This is a genomic window from Pseudomonas kribbensis (genome assembly GCF_003352185.1).
Lineage (GTDB): Bacteria > Pseudomonadota > Gammaproteobacteria > Pseudomonadales > Pseudomonadaceae > Aquipseudomonas > Aquipseudomonas kribbensis.
Genome location: NZ_CP029608.1, coordinates 2,646,680 through 2,663,459 on the forward strand (window position 1 = coordinate 2,646,680; position 16,780 = coordinate 2,663,459).

Annotated in this window: 16 protein-coding genes; 10 read left to right on the forward strand and 6 right to left on the reverse strand. The window is 61.8% G+C overall.

Features of this window, described 5'->3' with window-relative positions; genetic code table 11:
• Positions 1–10 precede the first annotated feature (10 nt).
• A complete protein-coding gene (locus DLD99_RS12035) occupies positions 11–880 on the forward strand; it encodes a TauD/TfdA dioxygenase family protein (protein ID WP_114882355.1) in 870 nt (289 codons plus the stop codon).
• 34 nt (positions 881–914) lie between these two features.
• Here DLD99_RS12035 and DLD99_RS12040 read toward each other — a convergent pair whose 3' ends face one another.
• The 5 genes from DLD99_RS12040 to DLD99_RS12060 all read right to left on the reverse strand — a co-directional run bounded on the left by DLD99_RS12040 (position 915) and on the right by DLD99_RS12060 (position 5,462).
• Positions 915–1,604, reverse strand: a complete 690-nt coding sequence (locus DLD99_RS12040) for a hypothetical protein (RefSeq protein WP_114882356.1) — start codon at positions 1,602–1,604, stop codon at positions 915–917.
• Positions 1,573–2,607, reverse strand: a complete 1,035-nt coding sequence (locus DLD99_RS12045; protein WP_114882357.1) for a GSCFA domain-containing protein — start codon at positions 2,605–2,607, stop codon at positions 1,573–1,575. Before DLD99_RS12045 ends, DLD99_RS12040 begins: the two co-directional genes overlap by 32 nt.
• A gap of 38 nt (positions 2,608–2,645) precedes the next feature.
• Positions 2,646–3,161 (reverse strand): GNAT family N-acetyltransferase, encoded by a 516-nt coding sequence (locus DLD99_RS12050; protein ID WP_085733950.1) that lies wholly within the window; start codon positions 3,159–3,161, stop codon positions 2,646–2,648.
• A 235-nt stretch (positions 3,162–3,396) separates the two neighbouring features.
• Complete coding sequence (locus DLD99_RS12055; protein ID WP_114882358.1) at positions 3,397–4,446, reverse strand: NAD(P)-dependent alcohol dehydrogenase; 1,050 nt, start codon at positions 4,444–4,446, stop codon at positions 3,397–3,399.
• A gap of 98 nt (positions 4,447–4,544) precedes the next feature.
• Positions 4,545–5,462, reverse strand: coding sequence for a LysR family transcriptional regulator (locus DLD99_RS12060; protein ID WP_114882359.1), 918 nt, complete (start codon positions 5,460–5,462; stop codon positions 4,545–4,547).
• A 125-nt stretch (positions 5,463–5,587) separates the two neighbouring features.
• Between DLD99_RS12060 and DLD99_RS12065 the strand changes: the two genes are divergently transcribed.
• The 8 genes from DLD99_RS12065 (at position 5,588) to DLD99_RS12100 (ending at position 13,739) form a co-directional block, all read left to right on the forward strand.
• Complete coding sequence (locus DLD99_RS12065) at positions 5,588–6,346, forward strand: 5-oxoprolinase subunit PxpA (RefSeq protein ID WP_114882360.1); 759 nt, start codon at positions 5,588–5,590, stop codon at positions 6,344–6,346.
• A gap of 85 nt (positions 6,347–6,431) precedes the next feature.
• Positions 6,432–6,677 carry an acetyl-CoA carboxylase gene (locus DLD99_RS12070; RefSeq protein ID WP_114882361.1) on the forward strand — a complete coding sequence of 82 codons (246 nt, stop codon included), beginning with the start codon at positions 6,432–6,434 and terminating at the stop codon, positions 6,675–6,677.
• 10 nt (positions 6,678–6,687) lie between these two features.
• Complete coding sequence (locus DLD99_RS12075) at positions 6,688–8,061, forward strand: acetyl-CoA carboxylase biotin carboxylase subunit (protein WP_114882362.1); 1,374 nt, start codon at positions 6,688–6,690, stop codon at positions 8,059–8,061.
• The gene (locus tag DLD99_RS12080; protein ID WP_114882363.1) at positions 8,058–8,930 is read left to right on the forward strand and encodes a 5-oxoprolinase subunit B family protein; all 873 of its coding nucleotides are present in this window, start codon (positions 8,058–8,060) and stop codon (positions 8,928–8,930) included. Before DLD99_RS12075 ends, DLD99_RS12080 begins: the two co-directional genes overlap by 4 nt.
• Entirely contained in the window at positions 8,927–9,901 is a 975-nt protein-coding gene (locus DLD99_RS12085; protein WP_114882364.1) for a 5-oxoprolinase subunit C family protein, read from the forward strand. Before DLD99_RS12080 ends, DLD99_RS12085 begins: the two co-directional genes overlap by 4 nt.
• Before the next feature lie 111 nt (positions 9,902–10,012).
• Complete coding sequence (locus DLD99_RS12090; protein ID WP_114882365.1) at positions 10,013–11,335, forward strand: purine-cytosine permease family protein; 1,323 nt, start codon at positions 10,013–10,015, stop codon at positions 11,333–11,335.
• Between the two features lie 180 nt (positions 11,336–11,515).
• Positions 11,516–12,568, forward strand: a complete 1,053-nt coding sequence (locus tag DLD99_RS12095) for an alpha/beta hydrolase (protein WP_114882366.1) — start codon at positions 11,516–11,518, stop codon at positions 12,566–12,568.
• A gap of 19 nt (positions 12,569–12,587) precedes the next feature.
• Positions 12,588–13,739 carry a (R)-mandelonitrile lyase gene (locus DLD99_RS12100; protein WP_114882367.1) on the forward strand — a complete coding sequence of 384 codons (1,152 nt, stop codon included), beginning with the start codon at positions 12,588–12,590 and terminating at the stop codon, positions 13,737–13,739.
• Between the two features lie 6 nt (positions 13,740–13,745).
• Here the strand turns inward: DLD99_RS12100 and DLD99_RS12105 are convergent, their stop codons facing one another.
• On the reverse strand, positions 13,746–14,639 hold the full coding sequence (locus DLD99_RS12105) for a LysR family transcriptional regulator (protein WP_114882368.1): 894 nt from the start codon (positions 14,637–14,639) through the stop codon (positions 13,746–13,748).
• Positions 14,640–14,938: 299 nt separating this feature from the next.
• Between DLD99_RS12105 and DLD99_RS12110 the strand changes: the two genes are divergently transcribed.
• Positions 14,939–16,780, forward strand: coding sequence for a potassium transporter Kup (locus tag DLD99_RS12110; protein WP_114882369.1), 1,842 nt, complete (start codon positions 14,939–14,941; stop codon positions 16,778–16,780).

Consider the following 16,780-nt stretch of genomic DNA (forward strand, 5'->3'; position numbering starts at 1 on the left):
GTGAGGAAACATGGATCAGTTGGCACTCAAGGCAATCGAGCGCATCGCCGCAGAAAAGCGCGCACCGTATCAGCGAATCACGGTCGACCGGATCACGCCGATCATCGGTGCCGAAATCGGTGGCGTCGATCTTTCGCAACCGTTGGAGGACGCTCAGCTCGCGGAAATCCGCCGGGCCTTTCTGGAGAACCACGTGTTGGTGTTCCGCGATCAGCATCTGACGGTGGAAGAGCACAAGGCGTTTGGTCGGCTGTTCGGTGAACTGCGGGCGTTGCCGGTGGAGGATATCGACGGCGATGACCCGGAACTGGTGGTGATCCGTGCCAATGCGCAATCGCGCTACGTGGCCGGCGAAACCTGGCACACCGACGGTACGGCTGACCTGGCGCCGTCCATGGGGTCGATGCTGTACGTCAAGGAAACCCCGGCCATCGGCACGGGTGGCGATACGCTGTTCGCCAACATGCACCTGGCGATTGAAATGCTTTCGCCAACGATGCAGCAGTTTCTCGGTGAATTGACCGCGATTCATGACGGTGCGATCCCGTGGAAAGGTTATGAGGCGCCCGCCAACCTGCCAAAAACCGAACACCCGGTGGTGGTGCGTCATCCGGAAACCGGACGCAAGTCGCTGTTCGTCAATTCCGGGTTCACGTCGCACATCGTGCAATTGTCCGGGGGCGAAAGTCAGGTGCTGTTGAACATGCTGTTCGACCTGGTGGCTCGGGAGCCGTCCCTCAGCTGCCGCGTTCGCTGGGCACCGAACACGCTGGTGTTCTGGGACAACCGCTGCACCCAGCACCACGCGATCTGGGATTACTTCCCGCATTCGCGTTATGGCGAGCGGGTGACGATTCTCGGGACGCAGCCCAAGGCTTGAAAACATCAGAGGGAGCAATGTGCTCCCTCTTTTTCTAGATACCGCGCCGTATCAGCTGCTCGACGATCAACTCACCGAACGCCAGATTGCCGTGCAGCGGGTCATCCACTTCGCAGAATGCCTCACGCTGAAAACCCTGCTCATCGTTCGCCGCCTCGCGTACGTCGATCAGCTCGACGCCAAGCCCTTGCAGGCGTTCGATCAACAACGACTGCGCCGCCATGAATACGCGCGGGTCGGACAGCTCCGGCACCCGTTGCGGCGGCAGCACGGCGAACACCTTGAGGTTCAGCGCCAGGGCCTGTTCATAGAAGGCCAGGGCGGGGCGGGACAGGGTGTCGATGACCGTCTCGAACAATGGCCCGGAGAGAAAACCGTCGTCGAACTCACCCTGCGCATTCTGGTAACAGGTCCAGTTCGGTGCGGTGGCCAGATAGTGCAGGCTCAGGCCGAGGGTGCTCACCAGCGGCACCTCGACTTTTGCCAGTTGCGGCACTTCGAGCGTGGCGAGGGCCTGGCGGTACAGCCGATCCATTTCCGCATCCCGAAAGACCACGTCATGACGGGTCAACTGGAAGAAGTCGACGGCAAAATCCCGACCGGTACCGAGCGGACCACCACCGAAAGGCAGTTCACGGGCCTGCGCCGCCTTGCCGATGACGCCGGCATGGGAGTCGCCCAGCAGCAGAAACCTAGGCGTAGTAATCGAGTACGGCGTCTTCACAGACAAGATCCTCGCAAGACACGCTGGTGGAAGGGGTCGGCGCCTGCACCGTCTGGACGGCTTCAAGTCCGGCAAAGAATTGCTGCATCACGAACGCCACACCCTCGGGTGTGACTTCACGCTGGTTGGGCTGGTAGAACGCGCCCTTGAACGGCGTGCCGGTGATGATTTCGTAGGACGGGAAATAGTCGACGTCGGGCAGGTCTTCACACAATTGCCCGGCGACGGCGCGCAGCACCGATTTGGAGTAAGTGGTGGCGCTCAGTACATGTTGCCCGGTAGCGGTGGCCGTCAGGGGCACCGGTGAAACGGTGAGCAGCAGGCGCAGTTGCGGGTTGATCGAACGCATCAACTCCAGCGCCCTGACCATGTCGCCGTAGGTGTCCATGAAACCGAAGTTGCAGAACCGGTGGAGCAACGGATCGAAAGTGCCACGCACGGTGCCGGGGCACACGGGATAGACCAGACCGGTCTCGCGATGTTGCCAGGCTTCGGTCAGGCCGAGGGTGAACACGAACACTTTGGCCCGGCGCAGCGCTTCGCGGATGGCGTCCAGAGTGGCCTCGCGCGATTCGAACAGTGCCCGCTCGCTGGCAAAACCGTCGGGCTCCACGGCGGGGCGGAACGGGTCGAAGAAACGCCCGTCATGCACCCAGGTCTCATCCGGCGGCGCGCTCACACCCAGCGCCCATTCAAGCCATTGGCACAACATCGCCGGGGTATACAGATTGCCGGTGCGAAAGGAAAACACCCCGTAGTTGTGGGCTTTCCAGTCGGCTTCGGGCAACGCGTCCGGGGCGGGTTCCGCGTCCAGCCAGTGCATGCCGCGCGCAACCAACGCGCGGCCGATGTGCTGGGCGAAACAGGAGCCGGCGGTGACGATGGCATCCTTGTTGCCGATCTCGAATTGCGGGGTCCACAGTTCACCGATGTCCGGTGCGGACTTGTCGGCGACGGCCGTACGCCAGAAAGCGCGGGGTGGCAGGCATTGATAGGGATTCACGACGAGAGGCCTCCTTGGCGAGTCGTTGAGCGCAAGGCTCAGCGGATTTGATAGTGATAGATCAGATCGTCGAACCAACGATCACCGATCTGGTAGGCCTGCGGCACACGACGTGCGAACACAAAGCCGCATTTCTCCAACACTTTGCAGGACGCGATATTGCCGTCGGTCACGGTCGATTCCAGCGAGTTCAGCCCGATGGCCGCGGCGTAGTCGATGATCGCCTTTCGCGACTCGGTGCCAAAGCCTTTGCCCTGATGCTCCGGCAACAGCAGGCAACCCACCTCCGCGTGCCCCGGCGACAGAATGCGAAAACCGGTCACGCCCAGTTCGTGCCCGCTGGCCCTGTCGGTCACCACCAGGCACAGCCAGTGCTCCGACTGCGGTCCCCACGCCGGAAGCCGGTGCTCGAAGCCTTGGCGAACCTGCTCCTCGGCAATCTCACCGAACACGTACTGCATGGTCTGCGGCTCGGAGTGCAGCCTGAGAAACAACGGCCAGTCGGATTCGACCATCGTGCGCAGGTCCAGTCGATCCGTGGATAGCTCGAGCATCCGCTGCTCCTTGCAAGGGTGGAAAAAGGAGAGGGTTTTTTACTTGGTGTGGGGGGAAAGATCAATGAGCGGATGGGGAGATGCTGAAGGTAATGGCGGAGGCCGGCCATCGATGGGCACAGGCACGCAGACTGGAGGGCTCGTTATGAAGGGAAGTCTTGGTTGGCGGGGCGGTGTGGAGAAAGGCGCTCGCGTCCGGACGGACGGGCGCAACGCCTCTCTCCAGAGGTGCCTGTCAGCCCGCCAACGTCGCGTTATCGATCACGAACCGATACTTCACATCGCCCTTGAGCATCCGCTCATAGGACTCGTTGATCTGGTCTGCGCGAATCAGTTCGATGTCGGACACGATGCCGTGCTCGGCACAGAAATCCAGCATCTCCTGGGTCTCGGGAATGCCGCCGATCATCGAGCCGGCGATGGTGCGGCGTTTCATGATCAGGTTGAACACGTTCGGCGATGGATGCGGCGAGGCGGGCGCGCCCACGAGAGTCAGTGCGCCGTCGCGCTTGAGCAGCACCAGGAACGCATCGAGATCGTGAGGGGCGGCGACGGTGTTGAGGATGAAGTCGAAGCTCTTGGTGTGCGCGGCCATTTCTTCGGCATTGCGCGAGACCACGACCTCATCGGCACCCAGTGCTTTCGCCGCTTCGCGCTTGGATTCCGACGTGGTGAACGCCACCACGTGCGCGCCCATCGCATGGGCCAGTTTGATGCCCATGTGGCCCAGGCCACCGATGCCGACCACGCCGATTTTCTTGCCCGGCCCGGCGTTCCACTGACGCAGCGGCGAGTAAGTGGTGATGCCCGCGCACAGCAGCGGTGCGACGGCGGCCAGTTGCGCTTCGGGGTGGCGGATGCGCAGCACGTAACGCTCATGCACCACGATGTTTTGCGAGTAACCGCCGAGCGTCCAGCCTGGGGCGTCCGGGGTCGGGAAGTTGTAGGTGCCGATCATGCCGTCGCAGTAGTTTTCCAGGCCGGTTTCGCAGTCTTCACAGTGTTTGCAGCTGTCGACGATGCAACCGACGCCGACCAGATCGCCGACCTTGTATTCGGACACATGAGCACCGACCGCCGAAACGTGGCCGACGATTTCGTGTCCCGGGACGCACGGGAACTGGGTGCCGGCCCACTCGGAGCGCACCTGGTGCAGGTCGGAATGGCAGATGCCGCAGAAGGCGATGTCGATCTGGACGTCATGGGCCGCAGGGGCGCGGCGATTGATCTGGAGGGGCTCAAGGGGTTTGTCGCCCGCGTGGGCACCGTAGGCTTGTACAAGCATGGGAACGTCCTCGATGGATCTGTCGGACAGCCATCTTCCCGCTCCGAACCTGCATTCCGTTAGCGCATTCCTATCGAATACTTGCCTGATCCTGTGCGTCAGCGCCGTGCAGAAAGTTGCTGCGGAGCCAGGAACGCATCGTGGAAGTAATTGCGCAAGGCCTGCATCGCCGGGCTGAATTCGCGCTCGCGGTGCCAGGCCAGGCCAACGCTCATCGGGGTCACCTTGTCGGTGATGGTCACGGTCTCGATGCGCTTGCCTTCCAGCGACCAGGGGCGGTGCACCAGGTCCGAGAGAATCGCCACGCCGCTGCCATTGGCGACCATGCTGCGCACGGCTTCTACAGAACTGGTGCGTACCCGCACGTTGGGTTGCTGGCGGGCGTTCTCCCAATAACGCATGGCACTTTGTTCCGCTTCATCCACGGTCAGCAGGATGTAGGGTTCCAGCGCGACATCCGCGAGGCTGACGGCCGAGCGCTCACAGAGTGGATGGTGGCTGGGCAGCCATAGACGACGTTCGGAGTTGAACAGGGTTTCCGAAACGATGTCGGGGTGCGTGAGGTTCGCGGTAAGCACCACCGCCATATCGAATTTGCCTTCCAGCAATCCCTGTTCGATGGCCTGCCGTTCCTGCTCGTGGACTTCGATGGCGACGTCCGGGTGCCAGTGCTCCAGCCGTTGCAGATGATGCGGCAGAAAATAGCCGATCACCGTGTAGCTCGCGGCCAGGCGAATCAGGCCGCTGGCGCGAATGTCGGGTAGCGGGCTGTTCAGCGCGTCGTCGACGCTGCGCAAAATCACATAGGCGCGGTTCAGGAAGTGCCGACCGGCATCCGTCAGACTCATGCCTTGTGCCGAGCGCTGGAACAGCAACGTGCCGAGCATGCCTTCCAGTTCCTTGATCGCCGTGGTCACCGCCGACTGGGAAATATTCAAATGAATCGCTGCCTGGGATATCTGCCCGATCTCGGCGGTGGCAACGAAATAGCGAATCTGACGCAAGGTCAACGACATGGGTGTTCCTGTTTTTAAGGTATCTGTTTTTCAGAAGATACCCTATCTGTTAATAGATCTTCCCAAGGGGTTGGCGGGAATTTAACGTGGCCTGCATGAAGTCACAAGGGTCAGGAGCAAGGGTTATGCAGGCAGTAGATTTCAACTCGGACATGGGCGAAGGCTTCGGCCCGTGGACAATCGGCGATGGTGTCGACAACGAACTGATGGCGTTCATCAGTTCCGCCAACATCGCCACCGGTTTCCATGCCGGCGATCCCGGCACCATGCGTCGCACCGTCGAGCTGGCCAAGCGTCTGAAGGTCGGCATCGGTGCGCATCCGGGGTTTCGCGATCTGGTGGGTTTCGGTCGCCGACACATCAATGCACCGGCTCAGGAACTGGTCGACGACATCCTTTATCAACTGGGCGCACTGCGCGAACTGGCGCGGGTGCAGGGCGTGACGCTGCAACACGTCAAGCCTCACGGCGCGCTGTACATGCATCTGGCCCGGGACGAAGAAGCCGCGCGTCTGCTGGTGGAAAACCTGCAACGGCTGGAACCCGATCTGTTGCTGTATTGCATGCCCGATTCGGTCATCTGGCGTGTCGCCAAAGAACTCGGCCAACCGGTCGTTCGCGAGTTCTATGCAGATCGCGAATACGACTTGAGCGGCTCCATCGTCTTCACCCGCAATGTTCGCGCCTACGATCCGGGGTTTGTCGCCGCCCGTGTGTTGCGCGCTTGCCAGGAGGGCGTGGTGCGCACCGTCGAGGGTGAGGATCTGCCGATCGAGTTCGATTCCATCTGTCTGCACAGCGATACGCCGGGTGCTCTGGCGCTGGTCGAGGCTACCCGCAATGCGCTTGATGCCGCCGGGATCGTGGTGCGCCGACCCCGCTGAATAAAAACGAAACACCCGGCACACAGACGCCGGGGTTCGAACATTTTTTGCCTGCCTTTCTACAACTATTCCAAGAGGAACAGACATGGCCGAACACACTGTCATTACCCCGTTACCCGGGACTTTCTACCGAAAGGCCACGCCGGATTCGGCGAATTACGTCGAGGTCGGCGATCCAGTCAGCGCCGACACGGTGATTGGCCTGATCGAAGTCATGAAGCAGTTTTCCGAACTGACCGCCGGGACGGCGGGGCGCCTCAGTGCCTTTCAGGTTGAAGACGGTGATCCGGTGGAGCCGGGTCAGGTCGTCGCTACGCTTGATAGCGAGTGAGGGCGTGAACATGACTCAACCTATTCGTAAATTGCTGGTCGCCAACCGTGGCGAAATCGCCGTGCGGATTATCCGTGCGGCCAAGGCCCTGGGCATTCCCACCGTTGCCGCGTGCAGCGAGGCCGATATCGACTCTCAGGCCGCACGCCTGGCCGATGAAGTGCATCTACTGGGGCCGGCCCGTGCCGATAAAAGCTACCTGAACATCGAGGCGTTGCTGGGTGCCCTGCAAGCGACGGGCGCCAATGCGGTTCACCCTGGATATGGTTTTCTGTCCGAGAACGCCGGGTTTGCCGAAGCCGTGATTGCCAGCGGCGCGATTTTCGTCGGGCCGGACCCGGACACGATCCGGCGCATGGGTGACAAGGCCGAGGCGCGGCGTACTGCCCAGGCGGCAGGTGTTCCAGTGGTGCCGGGTTCGCCGGGCGAGCTGTTTGATGTCGAGTCGGCGCTTCGGGCGGCGGAATCGGTCGGTTACCCGTTGCTGATCAAAGCCTCGGCGGGTGGCGGCGGGCGGGGTATTCGCCTGGCAGAAAATGCCGCGCAATTGAGTGAAGAGTTTCCCCGTTCGCAGCGCGAGGCACAGGCCGCTTTCGGTAATGGTGCGGTGTATCTGGAGCGCTTTATCGGCAAGGCCCGGCACATCGAAGTACAGGTTCTGGGCGACGGGAAAAACGCCGTGCACCTGTTCGAGCGCGAGTGTTCGCTACAGCGCCGGCGTCAGAAAATCTTTGAAGAAGCACCGTCGCCGGTACTCGACGCGCAGCAGCGGGAGGCACTCTGCGCCAGCGCCGTACGCTTGACCGAATCCCTCGGCTACAAGGGGGCGGGCACGCTGGAGTATCTGTATGACGACGTCACCGGCGAGTTTTTCTTTATCGAGATGAACACCCGAATCCAGGTGGAGCACCCGGTCACCGAACTGGTCACCGGCATCGATCTGGTGCAGGCGATGCTGCGAATTGCCGGTGGCGAACCACTGGGCCTGAAACAGAGTGACATCCGCCTGAATGGCTCGGCCCTGCAAATGCGCTTGAATGCCGAAGACCCGGCCCGGGATTTTTTCCCCAGCCCCGGTCTGGTGGAGTCGTTGGCCTGGCCGCAAGGCGAAGGCGTTCGTGTGGACACCCACCTGTATGAAGGCTATCGGGTGCCACCGTACTATGACTCGCTGTTGGCCAAGCTCATTGTGCATGGGCCGGATCGCTCCACAGCCCTGGCGCGTGCCCGGACAGCAGTGGCGCAAACCTTGCTGACGGGCATGGCCAGCACCTTGTCGCTGCACGCTGAACTGCTGCAGCAACCGTGGTTGCAAACCGCCGACTTTCATACCGGGACGCTGGAAAACTGGCTGTCCGCACGCCGCAGCGGAGGTGAAGCATGAGTCGTCCGATCCGCTACAGCTTTGGTGCCGATGAGCATCTGTTTGCCGAAGTCAGTGAAAGCATGTCCCTCGAGGCGTTTTTCAAGGGCATGGCGGTCACCCGCGCCGTGGAGCGGTTGAAACTCGATGGCGTACTCGATGTGTGTCTGGCCAACGCATCCTTCCAGATCCGCTTCGATCCGGATCGCATTGCGCCGCAGGCCTTGCTCGAGGCGGTGCAGGGCGCCGAGGCAGAAGCCGTTGCCGAGCGCACATTGCAGACCCGGATCATTGAGATTCCGGTGCTGTACAACGATCCCTGGACCCACGAAACGCTGATGCGTTTTCGCGACCGGCACCAGGACCCGAGCGCCACGGATCTGGAGTACGCCGCGCGCATCAATGGTCTGGCGGACGTCGATGCGTTCATTGCGGCTCATAGCGGGGCGCCATGGTTTGTCTCGATGGTGGGATTCGTCGCCGGTTTGCCCTTCATGTTCCAGATGGTCGAGCGCGAACGTCAGTTGCAGGTGCCCAAGTACCTGCGTCCACGTACCGACACGCCGAAACTGACACTGGGTCACGGTGGTTGCTTCGGTTGTATCTACTCGGTGCGCGGCGCCGGGGGTTATCAGATGTTCGGTGTCACACCGGCCCCCATCTACGACCCGCAGCAATCGCTGGCGTACCTGAAGGACCACATGGTGTTTTTCCGTCCGGGTGACATTGTGCAGTTCAAACCAATGGATCGTGCAGCGTATGACCAGGCCGTTGCAGACGTGGAGGCCGGGCATTTCGATTTACGGATCCGGCCGGTGGAGTTTTCACTGGATGCGTTTCTCGCCGACCCGGTCGGTTATCCCGTGTCGCTGCAGGAGGTGCTGGCATGATCAAGGTACTCAAACCCGGTCTCGCCACGTCGGTTCAGGATCTGGGCCGCGAAGGTTACTACCACCTCGGCATCCCGCCGTCCGGCGCGCTCGATCAATATGCGCTGAGAGCGGCCAATCATCTGGTCGGCAACGCGGCGGATTGCGCCGCGCTGGAGTGTACGTTGCTGGGCCCTGAGCTGGCGTTTCAGCAAGACGCACTGGTTGCGGTGTGCGGCGCGCACATGGCGCCTCGACTCGATGGTGTGGAAATGCATCACGCCACCGCGTTCGCGGTGAAGGCCGGCCAGGTTCTGCGTTTCGATTTTCCCAAGGCCGGTGCCCGGGCTTATCTGGCGGTGGCAGGCGGAATCGACGTGCCGCTGGTGCTGGGCAGTCGGTCGACTTATGCGCTCGGGGCGTTGGGCGGTTTTGCCGGACGCCGCTTGATCGCCGGAGACGAATTGCCGGTGGGCAAAGCCAGTGGCAAGGGGCGTGTCGGGGCCAGTCTGCCCATGGCGCTGCGCCAGTCACTGGGCGGGGAGATCACGCTGCGCGTGGTGCCGGGGCTTTATTACGATCGCCTGACCGACGCGGCAGCGAAGAGCTTTTTCGCCGAGCCGTGGACCGTCGGATCGGAAGCGGACCGCATCGGCTATCGCTTCAAGGGCGGCAGCGCGCTGGATTTCCAGCCGCGAGAGCAACCCTTTGGTGCAGGCTCCGATCCGTCGAACATCGTTGACAGCTGCTACCCGATCGGCTCGATTCAGGTACCTGCCGGCCTCGAACCCATCGTGCTGCATCGCGATGCCGTATCGGGTGGCGGTTACGCCATGATCGGCACTGTCATCAGTGCCGACCTGGATCTGATCGGCCAGATGCAGCCCAACCAGAAGGCTCGCTTTGTAGCGGTCAGCCTCGACGAGGCCCTGGACGCACGGCGCTCCTACAAGAAAAAACTCAGCTGCCTGAGCAAGCTTTTCCCTTCCTGACTCTGCCCGCCGCACCGCGCGGGCCCTGCCACACGCCAGGCCAACGCCGCACTTCGGTGCGGTGAAGGCTGCCCGCGCTTCAACCTTTGACTGGTTCTGGAGTACACGCATATGGCTGCTTTATCGCAATCGAGTCAAACCGGGCAAGATCCGGCCCATCATCCCGTATCCACCGAAGCCCGCATGGGCCGACTGTCTCTGACCATGGCCTGGTGGGCCGTGTGCAGCGCCATGTTCTACATCGTGGTCGGCGCTTCGCTGGCCTTGTCTTTCGGCGCACGCAACGCGCTGATCGGGATGGTGCTGTCGGTGATCAGTTATGGGCTGGTCAACAGCGTTCTCAGTCGTTTCGCCATGCGCAGTGGCTGGTCGGTCGCGTTGTTTTCAAGCGTGTTGTTCGGCCGGACCGGGGCATGCCTGGCCACGTTGATTTTCTTTTCGACGGCGATTTACTACGCCGTGTTCGAAGGATCGGTGATCGCCGTGGCGCTCAATCACCTGTACCCGGAACTGGTCTATCCACTAGCTGCCCTGCTGGTGGTGCTGTACAGCGTGCCGATGATTCTGGGTAGCGTGCAGCACTGGCTGGACAAGCTCAACGGCGTGTTGTTGCCGGTTTACCTGGGCGGTTTGCTGGTGGCGGTCGGGCTGTCGATCAGCCGTTATGGTTACCAGCCGCAATGGCTCGATTTCGGCCCGGCAACCCCCGCGACCTTCGGCTGGTGGGATTGCTTTGTGGCCTACATGGGTGTCTGGATCCTGATGCTGTTCACCTTCGACTACGCCCGTTTCGGCAAGCCGCAGGACGCTCAGTATCATGGGCGCTGGAACTTCGGCATGCCGTTTTATGCCGTGACGTTTCTGCTCAACGGCGCGGCAGGCATCTATCTGGTCAGCAGTATTCCCCATGAAGGCGCGTTGAACGAAGTCTCTGTGGTGATGGCCATTCTGCAGTTGATGGGGTTGTGGGGCCTGCTGTTCGTCTGGTCCACGCAAACCCGGATCAACACCGCCAACTACTACCTGGCGACCCTCAACATGCAGGCATTCTTCGGTCGTTTCGGTGTACGCGGTTCTTACCTGCTGTGGGCAGTGGTGGTCGGGGTGATCGTGTACGGTTTGATGCTCGCTGACGTGTTTTCCTACTTGCTCAAGGCATTGGCGTATCAGGGCATTTTTGTGGTCGCCTGGGTCGGTGTGGCATTGGCGCAGATTGTCTATGGCAGCAATGACGAGGGTGCACTTGAACGCAGCCCGGCGTTCAACCCGGTCGGCCTGATGGCTTGGTTCGCCGCCACGGCACTGGGGTTGTTGCTGATGTGGACGGGCGGTGTTCCCGGCAGTTTTTCTGCACCGGCGACGGTGGTGCTCGCGTTCGGCTTGCAGGCCGGGCTTGCCTATCGGCATCGGTGGGTAGGGCAGAGGGCAAGTTGAGAGGATCGGCGTTGGCCCGCTCGACTGCGGGCCAGTGTCGCGAGTGCATGATCAGGAAGCCAAACGTCGGACTTATGTGATTCTGATATCAGTGCTATCCAATTAGTGCCGTTTATCAATCAATCGTCGAAGGGTAGTTTGCCTCTCCATACCGTATTGATGGAAAGGAGGGTGCAAACGATGCGAACCACGATGAAGGCCGGCGTGCTGGCCGCGATGATCGGATTGTCGGGCGCTGAAGTCGAGGCGGCGGATTACCGGCAGAACCCGTTCACCTTGACCTACGGTGGTGCGATCACCCGTAACGAGCCGGGCAAGGTCAACATTCACCCGGTGACCTACACGCTCAATGGCCTGGCCATTTCCGCCAACGTCTACACCCCCGCGAACTACGATCCGGCCCGGCACTATCCAGCCGTTGTCGTTGCGCACCCCAATGGCGGGGTGAAGGAGCAGGTTGCCGGTCTTTACGCTCAGCGTCTGGCCGATCAGGGCTACATCACGATCACGGCGGACGCGGCCTATCAGGGTGCGAGTGGTGGCGAGCCACGCAACATCGACAAACCGGCCAACCGCGTCGAAGACATTCACGGCATGGCCGACTTCATCGCCAGCTACCCCGGCGTCGACACTGCCCATCTTGGCTTGCTCGGCATCTGCGGCGGAGGCGGCTATTCGTTGAAGGCTGCGCAGACCGACAAGCGCTTCCGCTCGATTGCCACGGTGAGCATGTTCAATTCCGGGCTGGTGCGCCGCAACGGTTATCAGGACTCGCAACTCGACACCATCCAGCAGCGTTTGCAGCAAGCCTCGGCCGCCCGTGCCCAGGAAGCCGCTGGCGGTGAAATCCAATACATCGGCGATGCCAAACTGACCGACGAGCAGATCGCCAAATTGCCGTTCGACCTGTACCGCCAGGGCTTCGAGTATTACGGCAAGACCCACGCGCATCCCAACTCGACTTTCCGTTACACCCTCAGCAGCCTGCTGGACCTGATGAGTTTCGATGCGACGGACCAGATCGAGCTGATCGACAAACCGTTGCTGATGATCGCCGGCAGCAAGGCCGACAGCCTTTACATGTCGGAACAAGCCTTCGCCAAGGCCATCGGCACTCAGGACAAGACCCTGTTCAAGATCGAGGGCGCCACGCACATCGAAACCTACTGGGTGCCGGCCTACGTTGACGTTGCCATGCAACAGCTGACGGCGTTCTACGCCCGAACCGTCTGACCCGAAGGAAGCCATCGCCATGAACAAAACCTTGTTGGGCCTCGCCATGTGCGCGGCCACCCCTTTTGCCAGCGCTGCCGAAGTCGCGGGCGGCGGCAGTGAGCCTTCGAGCGCGCAGCAAATCCGTCGTGCGGGTTCCCAGGCGTCATTCGTGGGGCCTGAGGATTATTTCTCCGGTCGTGTGCGGGTCGATCCGCTGTTCAACGACACGGGCGAAATCAACGCGTCCGGCGCTTACGTGACCTTCGAGTCGGGCGCCCGGTCAGCGTGGCACACCCATCCCGCCGGACAGCGCCTGGTGGTGATTTCCGGTGTCGGGCAGACCCAGGAATGGGGTAAGCCTGTGCAGGAGATTCATCCCGGCGATGTGATCGTCTGTCCGCCGGGCGTCAAGCATTGGCACGGCGCCGCACCCAACAGCACCATGACCCATCTGGCCGTGACCGGCTCGGTGAACGGCAAGAATGTGGAGTGGCTGGAAAAAGTCGCCGAAGATCGGCCGGTGCCGCCGACAGCACCAATAGAAGCCGCCGTCTCCGATGTACTGTCCGCGAGGCAGCAGGCAATCGTGCCGATTGGCGCGGCCATGGCCAGCAGCAACATGCCGCGTCTCAACAGCGCTTTGAACGAAGGACTGGATGCCGGGCTGACCGTCAGCGAGGCAAAGGAAATCCTGGTGCAGCTGTATGCCTACGCCGGTTTCCCGCGCAGCCTCAATGCGCTGGGCGAGTTGATGAAAGTGGTCGAGGCACGCAAGCAACGGGGTATCCACGATGAGCCCGGGCGCGAACCCGGTCACGCCGTGGCGACAGGCGACGCCTTGCTGGCTGTGGGCAAGGCCAATCAGACCCGTATTGCCGGGGCGCCGGTTCAGGGGCCGTTGTTCGACTTCGTGCCGGTCATCAACCAGTTTTTGCAGACGCACCTGTTTGGCGACATTTTCGAACGCGACAACCTGGACTGGCAAAGCCGCGAACTGGCCACGGTTTCAGCCCTGGCGGCTACGCCCGGCGCCGAATCGCAGTTGCGTTCGCATGTCGCGGCAAGCCTGCGGGTGGGCTTGAGCACTGCACAATTGCGTCAGTTGACGCAGGTGCTGACCCGGCACGGAGAAGTCGAAGCGGCGGGGCGCGCCAGCGAAGCACTGGAAAAACACCTGGCCCAGCCCTGAGCCGCATCAGCCGCCATAGCGCAACGCATCGCGCAGCAAAGTGAAGGCGGGTGAACTCTGGCGCCGACTGGGGTAGTAGAGGTGATAGCCGGAAAACGGCTCGCACCAGTCGGCGAGCACCCGAATCAACCGGCCCTGCGCGACATGCTCCTGCACCAGGTCTTCCGGCATGTAGGCCAGCCCCAGCCCCTGGAGCACGGACTGCAGGCGCATGGCAATGTTGTTGAACACCAGTTGCCCCTCGACTCGCACATTCAGGGTTTGCCCGTCCTTTTCGAATTCCCAGAGCAGCAGGCTGCCATGGGTCGGCATGCGCAGGGTGATGCAGTTGTGTTCCATGAGGTCGGGTGGAACCAGCGGTTTGCGGTGGCGGGCGAAGTAGGCCGGAGAACCGACTACCGCCATGCGCATGTCCGGCCCGATGCGCATGGCGATCATGTCCTTGGCCACCTGTTCACCCAGCCGCACACCGGCGTCGAAGCCTTCGGCGACGATATCGGTCAGGCCGTAGTCGACGATGATCTCGACATTCAGGTCGGGGTTGTCGGGCATCAGCCGGGCGAGGGCGGGTTGCAGAATCGTGATCGCCGAATGCTCGCCAGCGGTGATGCGCAACTTGCCGGCGGGTTTGTCGCGAAACTCGCTGAGCAAGGCCAGTTCGTGATCGATCTCCTCGAACCGCGGCGCGATCACGCGCAACAGATGCTCGCCGGCCTGGGTCGGGGAAACACTGCGGGTGGTGCGCGCGAGCAAGCGCACGCCCAGACGCTCCTCCAGTTGACGCATCGCCCGGCTCAGGGCCGGTTGCGACATGCCCAGTTTCGCCGCCGCACGGGTGAAGCTGCGCTCTTGCGCCACCGCCGAAAAGATCGCGAGCAGGTCGTAGCTTTCAACGGACATTGATGCGCCCCTGTTATGAACTGCTGGCGATTATGCCATCAGCCATAACAATCGGCCGACTCTAAAAACTTGCGCGACGGCTCGGGTCAGGTCGATTTTTTACGCATTCTTTACGGTAGAGGATTGGGTTCACATCGATACTGGCCGCGTTTTTTTGACCGCACCTGAGCCTTGTATTGCTGAAGGCCCCGGTCCGCGTATTGCCCAAGGATGGCATGCCACTACTTCCCGCCGTTCGAGAGCCGCGACCCTTGAGTAAAACCAACGAAAATTCCCCAACCAAGACCTCGGGCGCAGCCATGCTGGTGGCCGCTGTCGGTGTGGTTTACGGGGATATCGGCACCAGCCCCCTCTACACCCTCAAAGAAGTGTTTTCCGGCCACTACGGCGTGCAGCTCAATCACGACGGTGTGCTGGGCATTCTGTCGCTGGTTTTCTGGTCGCTGATCTGGGTGGTCTCGATCAAGTACGTGCTGTTCATCCTGCGGGCCAACAACCAGGGTGAGGGCGGCATCATGGCGCTGACGGCGTTGGCCCGTCGTGCGTCGGCGCCTTACCCGCACTTGAGCAAGGTGCTGGTGTTGCTCGGTCTGTTCGGTGCGGCGCTGTTCTACGGCGACAGCATGATCACTCCGGCGATCTCGGTACTCTCGGCGGTGGAAGGGCTGGAGCTGGCGTTCGACGGCATCGAGCACTGGGTGGTGCCGCTGTCGGTGGTGGTGCTGGTGGCGCTGTTTCTGATCCAGAAACACGGCACGGCGCGGATCGGCATTCTGTTCGGCCCGGTCATGGTGCTGTGGTTCGTGGTGTTGGGTGCGCTCGGGGTCTACGGCATTGTGCAGCGCCCCGAGGTGTTGCAGGCGCTGAACCCGATCTGGGCGGTGCGCTTCTTTACGGCCCATCCGGGCATGGGCGTGGCGATTCTCGGCGCGGTCGTCCTTTCGCTGACCGGTGCGGAAGCGTTGTACGCCGACATGGGGCACTTCGGTCGCAAACCGATTGCCCGCGCCTGGTTCATGCTGGTCCTGCCCGGTCTGGTCCTGAATTACTTTGGTCAGGGCGCGTTGATCCTCGGCAACCCGGAAGCGGTGCGCAACCCGTTCTATCTGCTGGCCCCGGAATGGGCGCTGCTGCCGATGGTCGCGCTGTCGACGCTGGCGACGATCATTGCTTCGCAAGCGGTGATTTCCGGTGCGTTCTCCCTGACGCGCCAGGCCATCCAGCTGGGCTATGTTCCGCGCATGTTCATCCAGCACACTTCAAGCCAGGAGCAAGGCCAGATCTACATCGGCACGGTCAACTGGGCGTTGATGGTCGGTGTGGTGCTGCTGGTGATCGGTTTTGAATCCTCCAGCGCCCTGGCTGCCGCGTATGGCGTGGCGGTGACGGGCACCATGTTGATTACCACGCTGCTGTCCGCAGCCGTGGTGCTGTTGCTGTGGAAGACGCCGCGCTGGCTGGCGATCCCGATGCTGTTCGGTTTTCTGTTGGTGGACAGCCTGTACTTCGCGGCCAACGCACCGAAGATTCTGCAGGGCGGTGCGTTCCCGGTGATCGCCGGCATCGGCCTGTTCATCCTGATGACCACCTGGAAGCGCGGGCGCAAGATCATCGTCGAGCGACTGGATGAAACCGCGTTGCCGCTGCCGTTGTTCATCAGCAGCATCCGTGCGCAACCGCCTCATCGCGTGCAGGGCACGGCGGTGTTCCTGACGGCGCGGGCCGACGCGGTTCCCCATGCGCTGCTGCACAACCTGCTGCATAACCAGGTGCTTCATGAGCAGGTGGTGCTGCTGACCGTGGTATCCGAAGACAGCCCGCGAGTGCCGGTGGATCGTCGCTTCGAAGTCGAGTCCTATGGCGACGGCTTCTTCCGGGTGAACCTGCATTTCGGTTTTACCGAGGAACCGGATGTGCCAATGGCGCTGAGCCTCTGTCACTTGGCCGAACTGGATTTCAGCCCGATGCGCACCACGTACTTCCTCAGTCGTGAAACGGTCATCCCGACCAAGCGCATCGGCATGGCCAAGTGGCGCGAGTACCTGTTCGCGTTCCTGCTCAAGAATGCCAACAGCAACCTGAAGTACTTCAAGTTGCCGTTGAACCGGGTGATCGAGCTGGGGACGCAGGTCGAAATGTAA

Coding starts and splice junctions, on each gene's coding strand:
- DLD99_RS12075 (WP_114882362.1), top strand. CDS start 6,688: ATGACTCAACCTATTCGTAAATTGCTGGTCGCCAACCGTGGCGAAATC.
- DLD99_RS12090 (WP_114882365.1), top strand. CDS start 10,013: ATGGCTGCTTTATCGCAATCGAGTCAAACCGGGCAAGATCCGGCCCAT.
- DLD99_RS12080 (WP_114882363.1), top strand. CDS start 8,058: ATGAGTCGTCCGATCCGCTACAGCTTTGGTGCCGATGAGCATCTGTTT.
- DLD99_RS12100 (WP_114882367.1), top strand. CDS start 12,588: ATGAACAAAACCTTGTTGGGCCTCGCCATGTGCGCGGCCACCCCTTTT.
- DLD99_RS12050 (WP_085733950.1), bottom strand. CDS start 3,161: ATGCTCGAGCTATCCACGGATCGACTGGACCTGCGCACGATGGTCGAA.
- DLD99_RS12055 (WP_114882358.1), bottom strand. CDS start 4,446: ATGCTTGTACAAGCCTACGGTGCCCACGCGGGCGACAAACCCCTTGAG.
- DLD99_RS12095 (WP_114882366.1), top strand. CDS start 11,516: ATGCGAACCACGATGAAGGCCGGCGTGCTGGCCGCGATGATCGGATTG.
- DLD99_RS12070 (WP_114882361.1), top strand. CDS start 6,432: ATGGCCGAACACACTGTCATTACCCCGTTACCCGGGACTTTCTACCGA.
- DLD99_RS12105 (WP_114882368.1), bottom strand. CDS start 14,639: ATGTCCGTTGAAAGCTACGACCTGCTCGCGATCTTTTCGGCGGTGGCG.
- DLD99_RS12065 (WP_114882360.1), top strand. CDS start 5,588: ATGCAGGCAGTAGATTTCAACTCGGACATGGGCGAAGGCTTCGGCCCG.
- DLD99_RS12085 (WP_114882364.1), top strand. CDS start 8,927: ATGATCAAGGTACTCAAACCCGGTCTCGCCACGTCGGTTCAGGATCTG.
- DLD99_RS12110 (WP_114882369.1), top strand. CDS start 14,939: ATGCTGGTGGCCGCTGTCGGTGTGGTTTACGGGGATATCGGCACCAGC.
- DLD99_RS12060 (WP_114882359.1), bottom strand. CDS start 5,462: ATGTCGTTGACCTTGCGTCAGATTCGCTATTTCGTTGCCACCGCCGAG.
- DLD99_RS12035 (WP_114882355.1), top strand. CDS start 11: ATGGATCAGTTGGCACTCAAGGCAATCGAGCGCATCGCCGCAGAAAAG.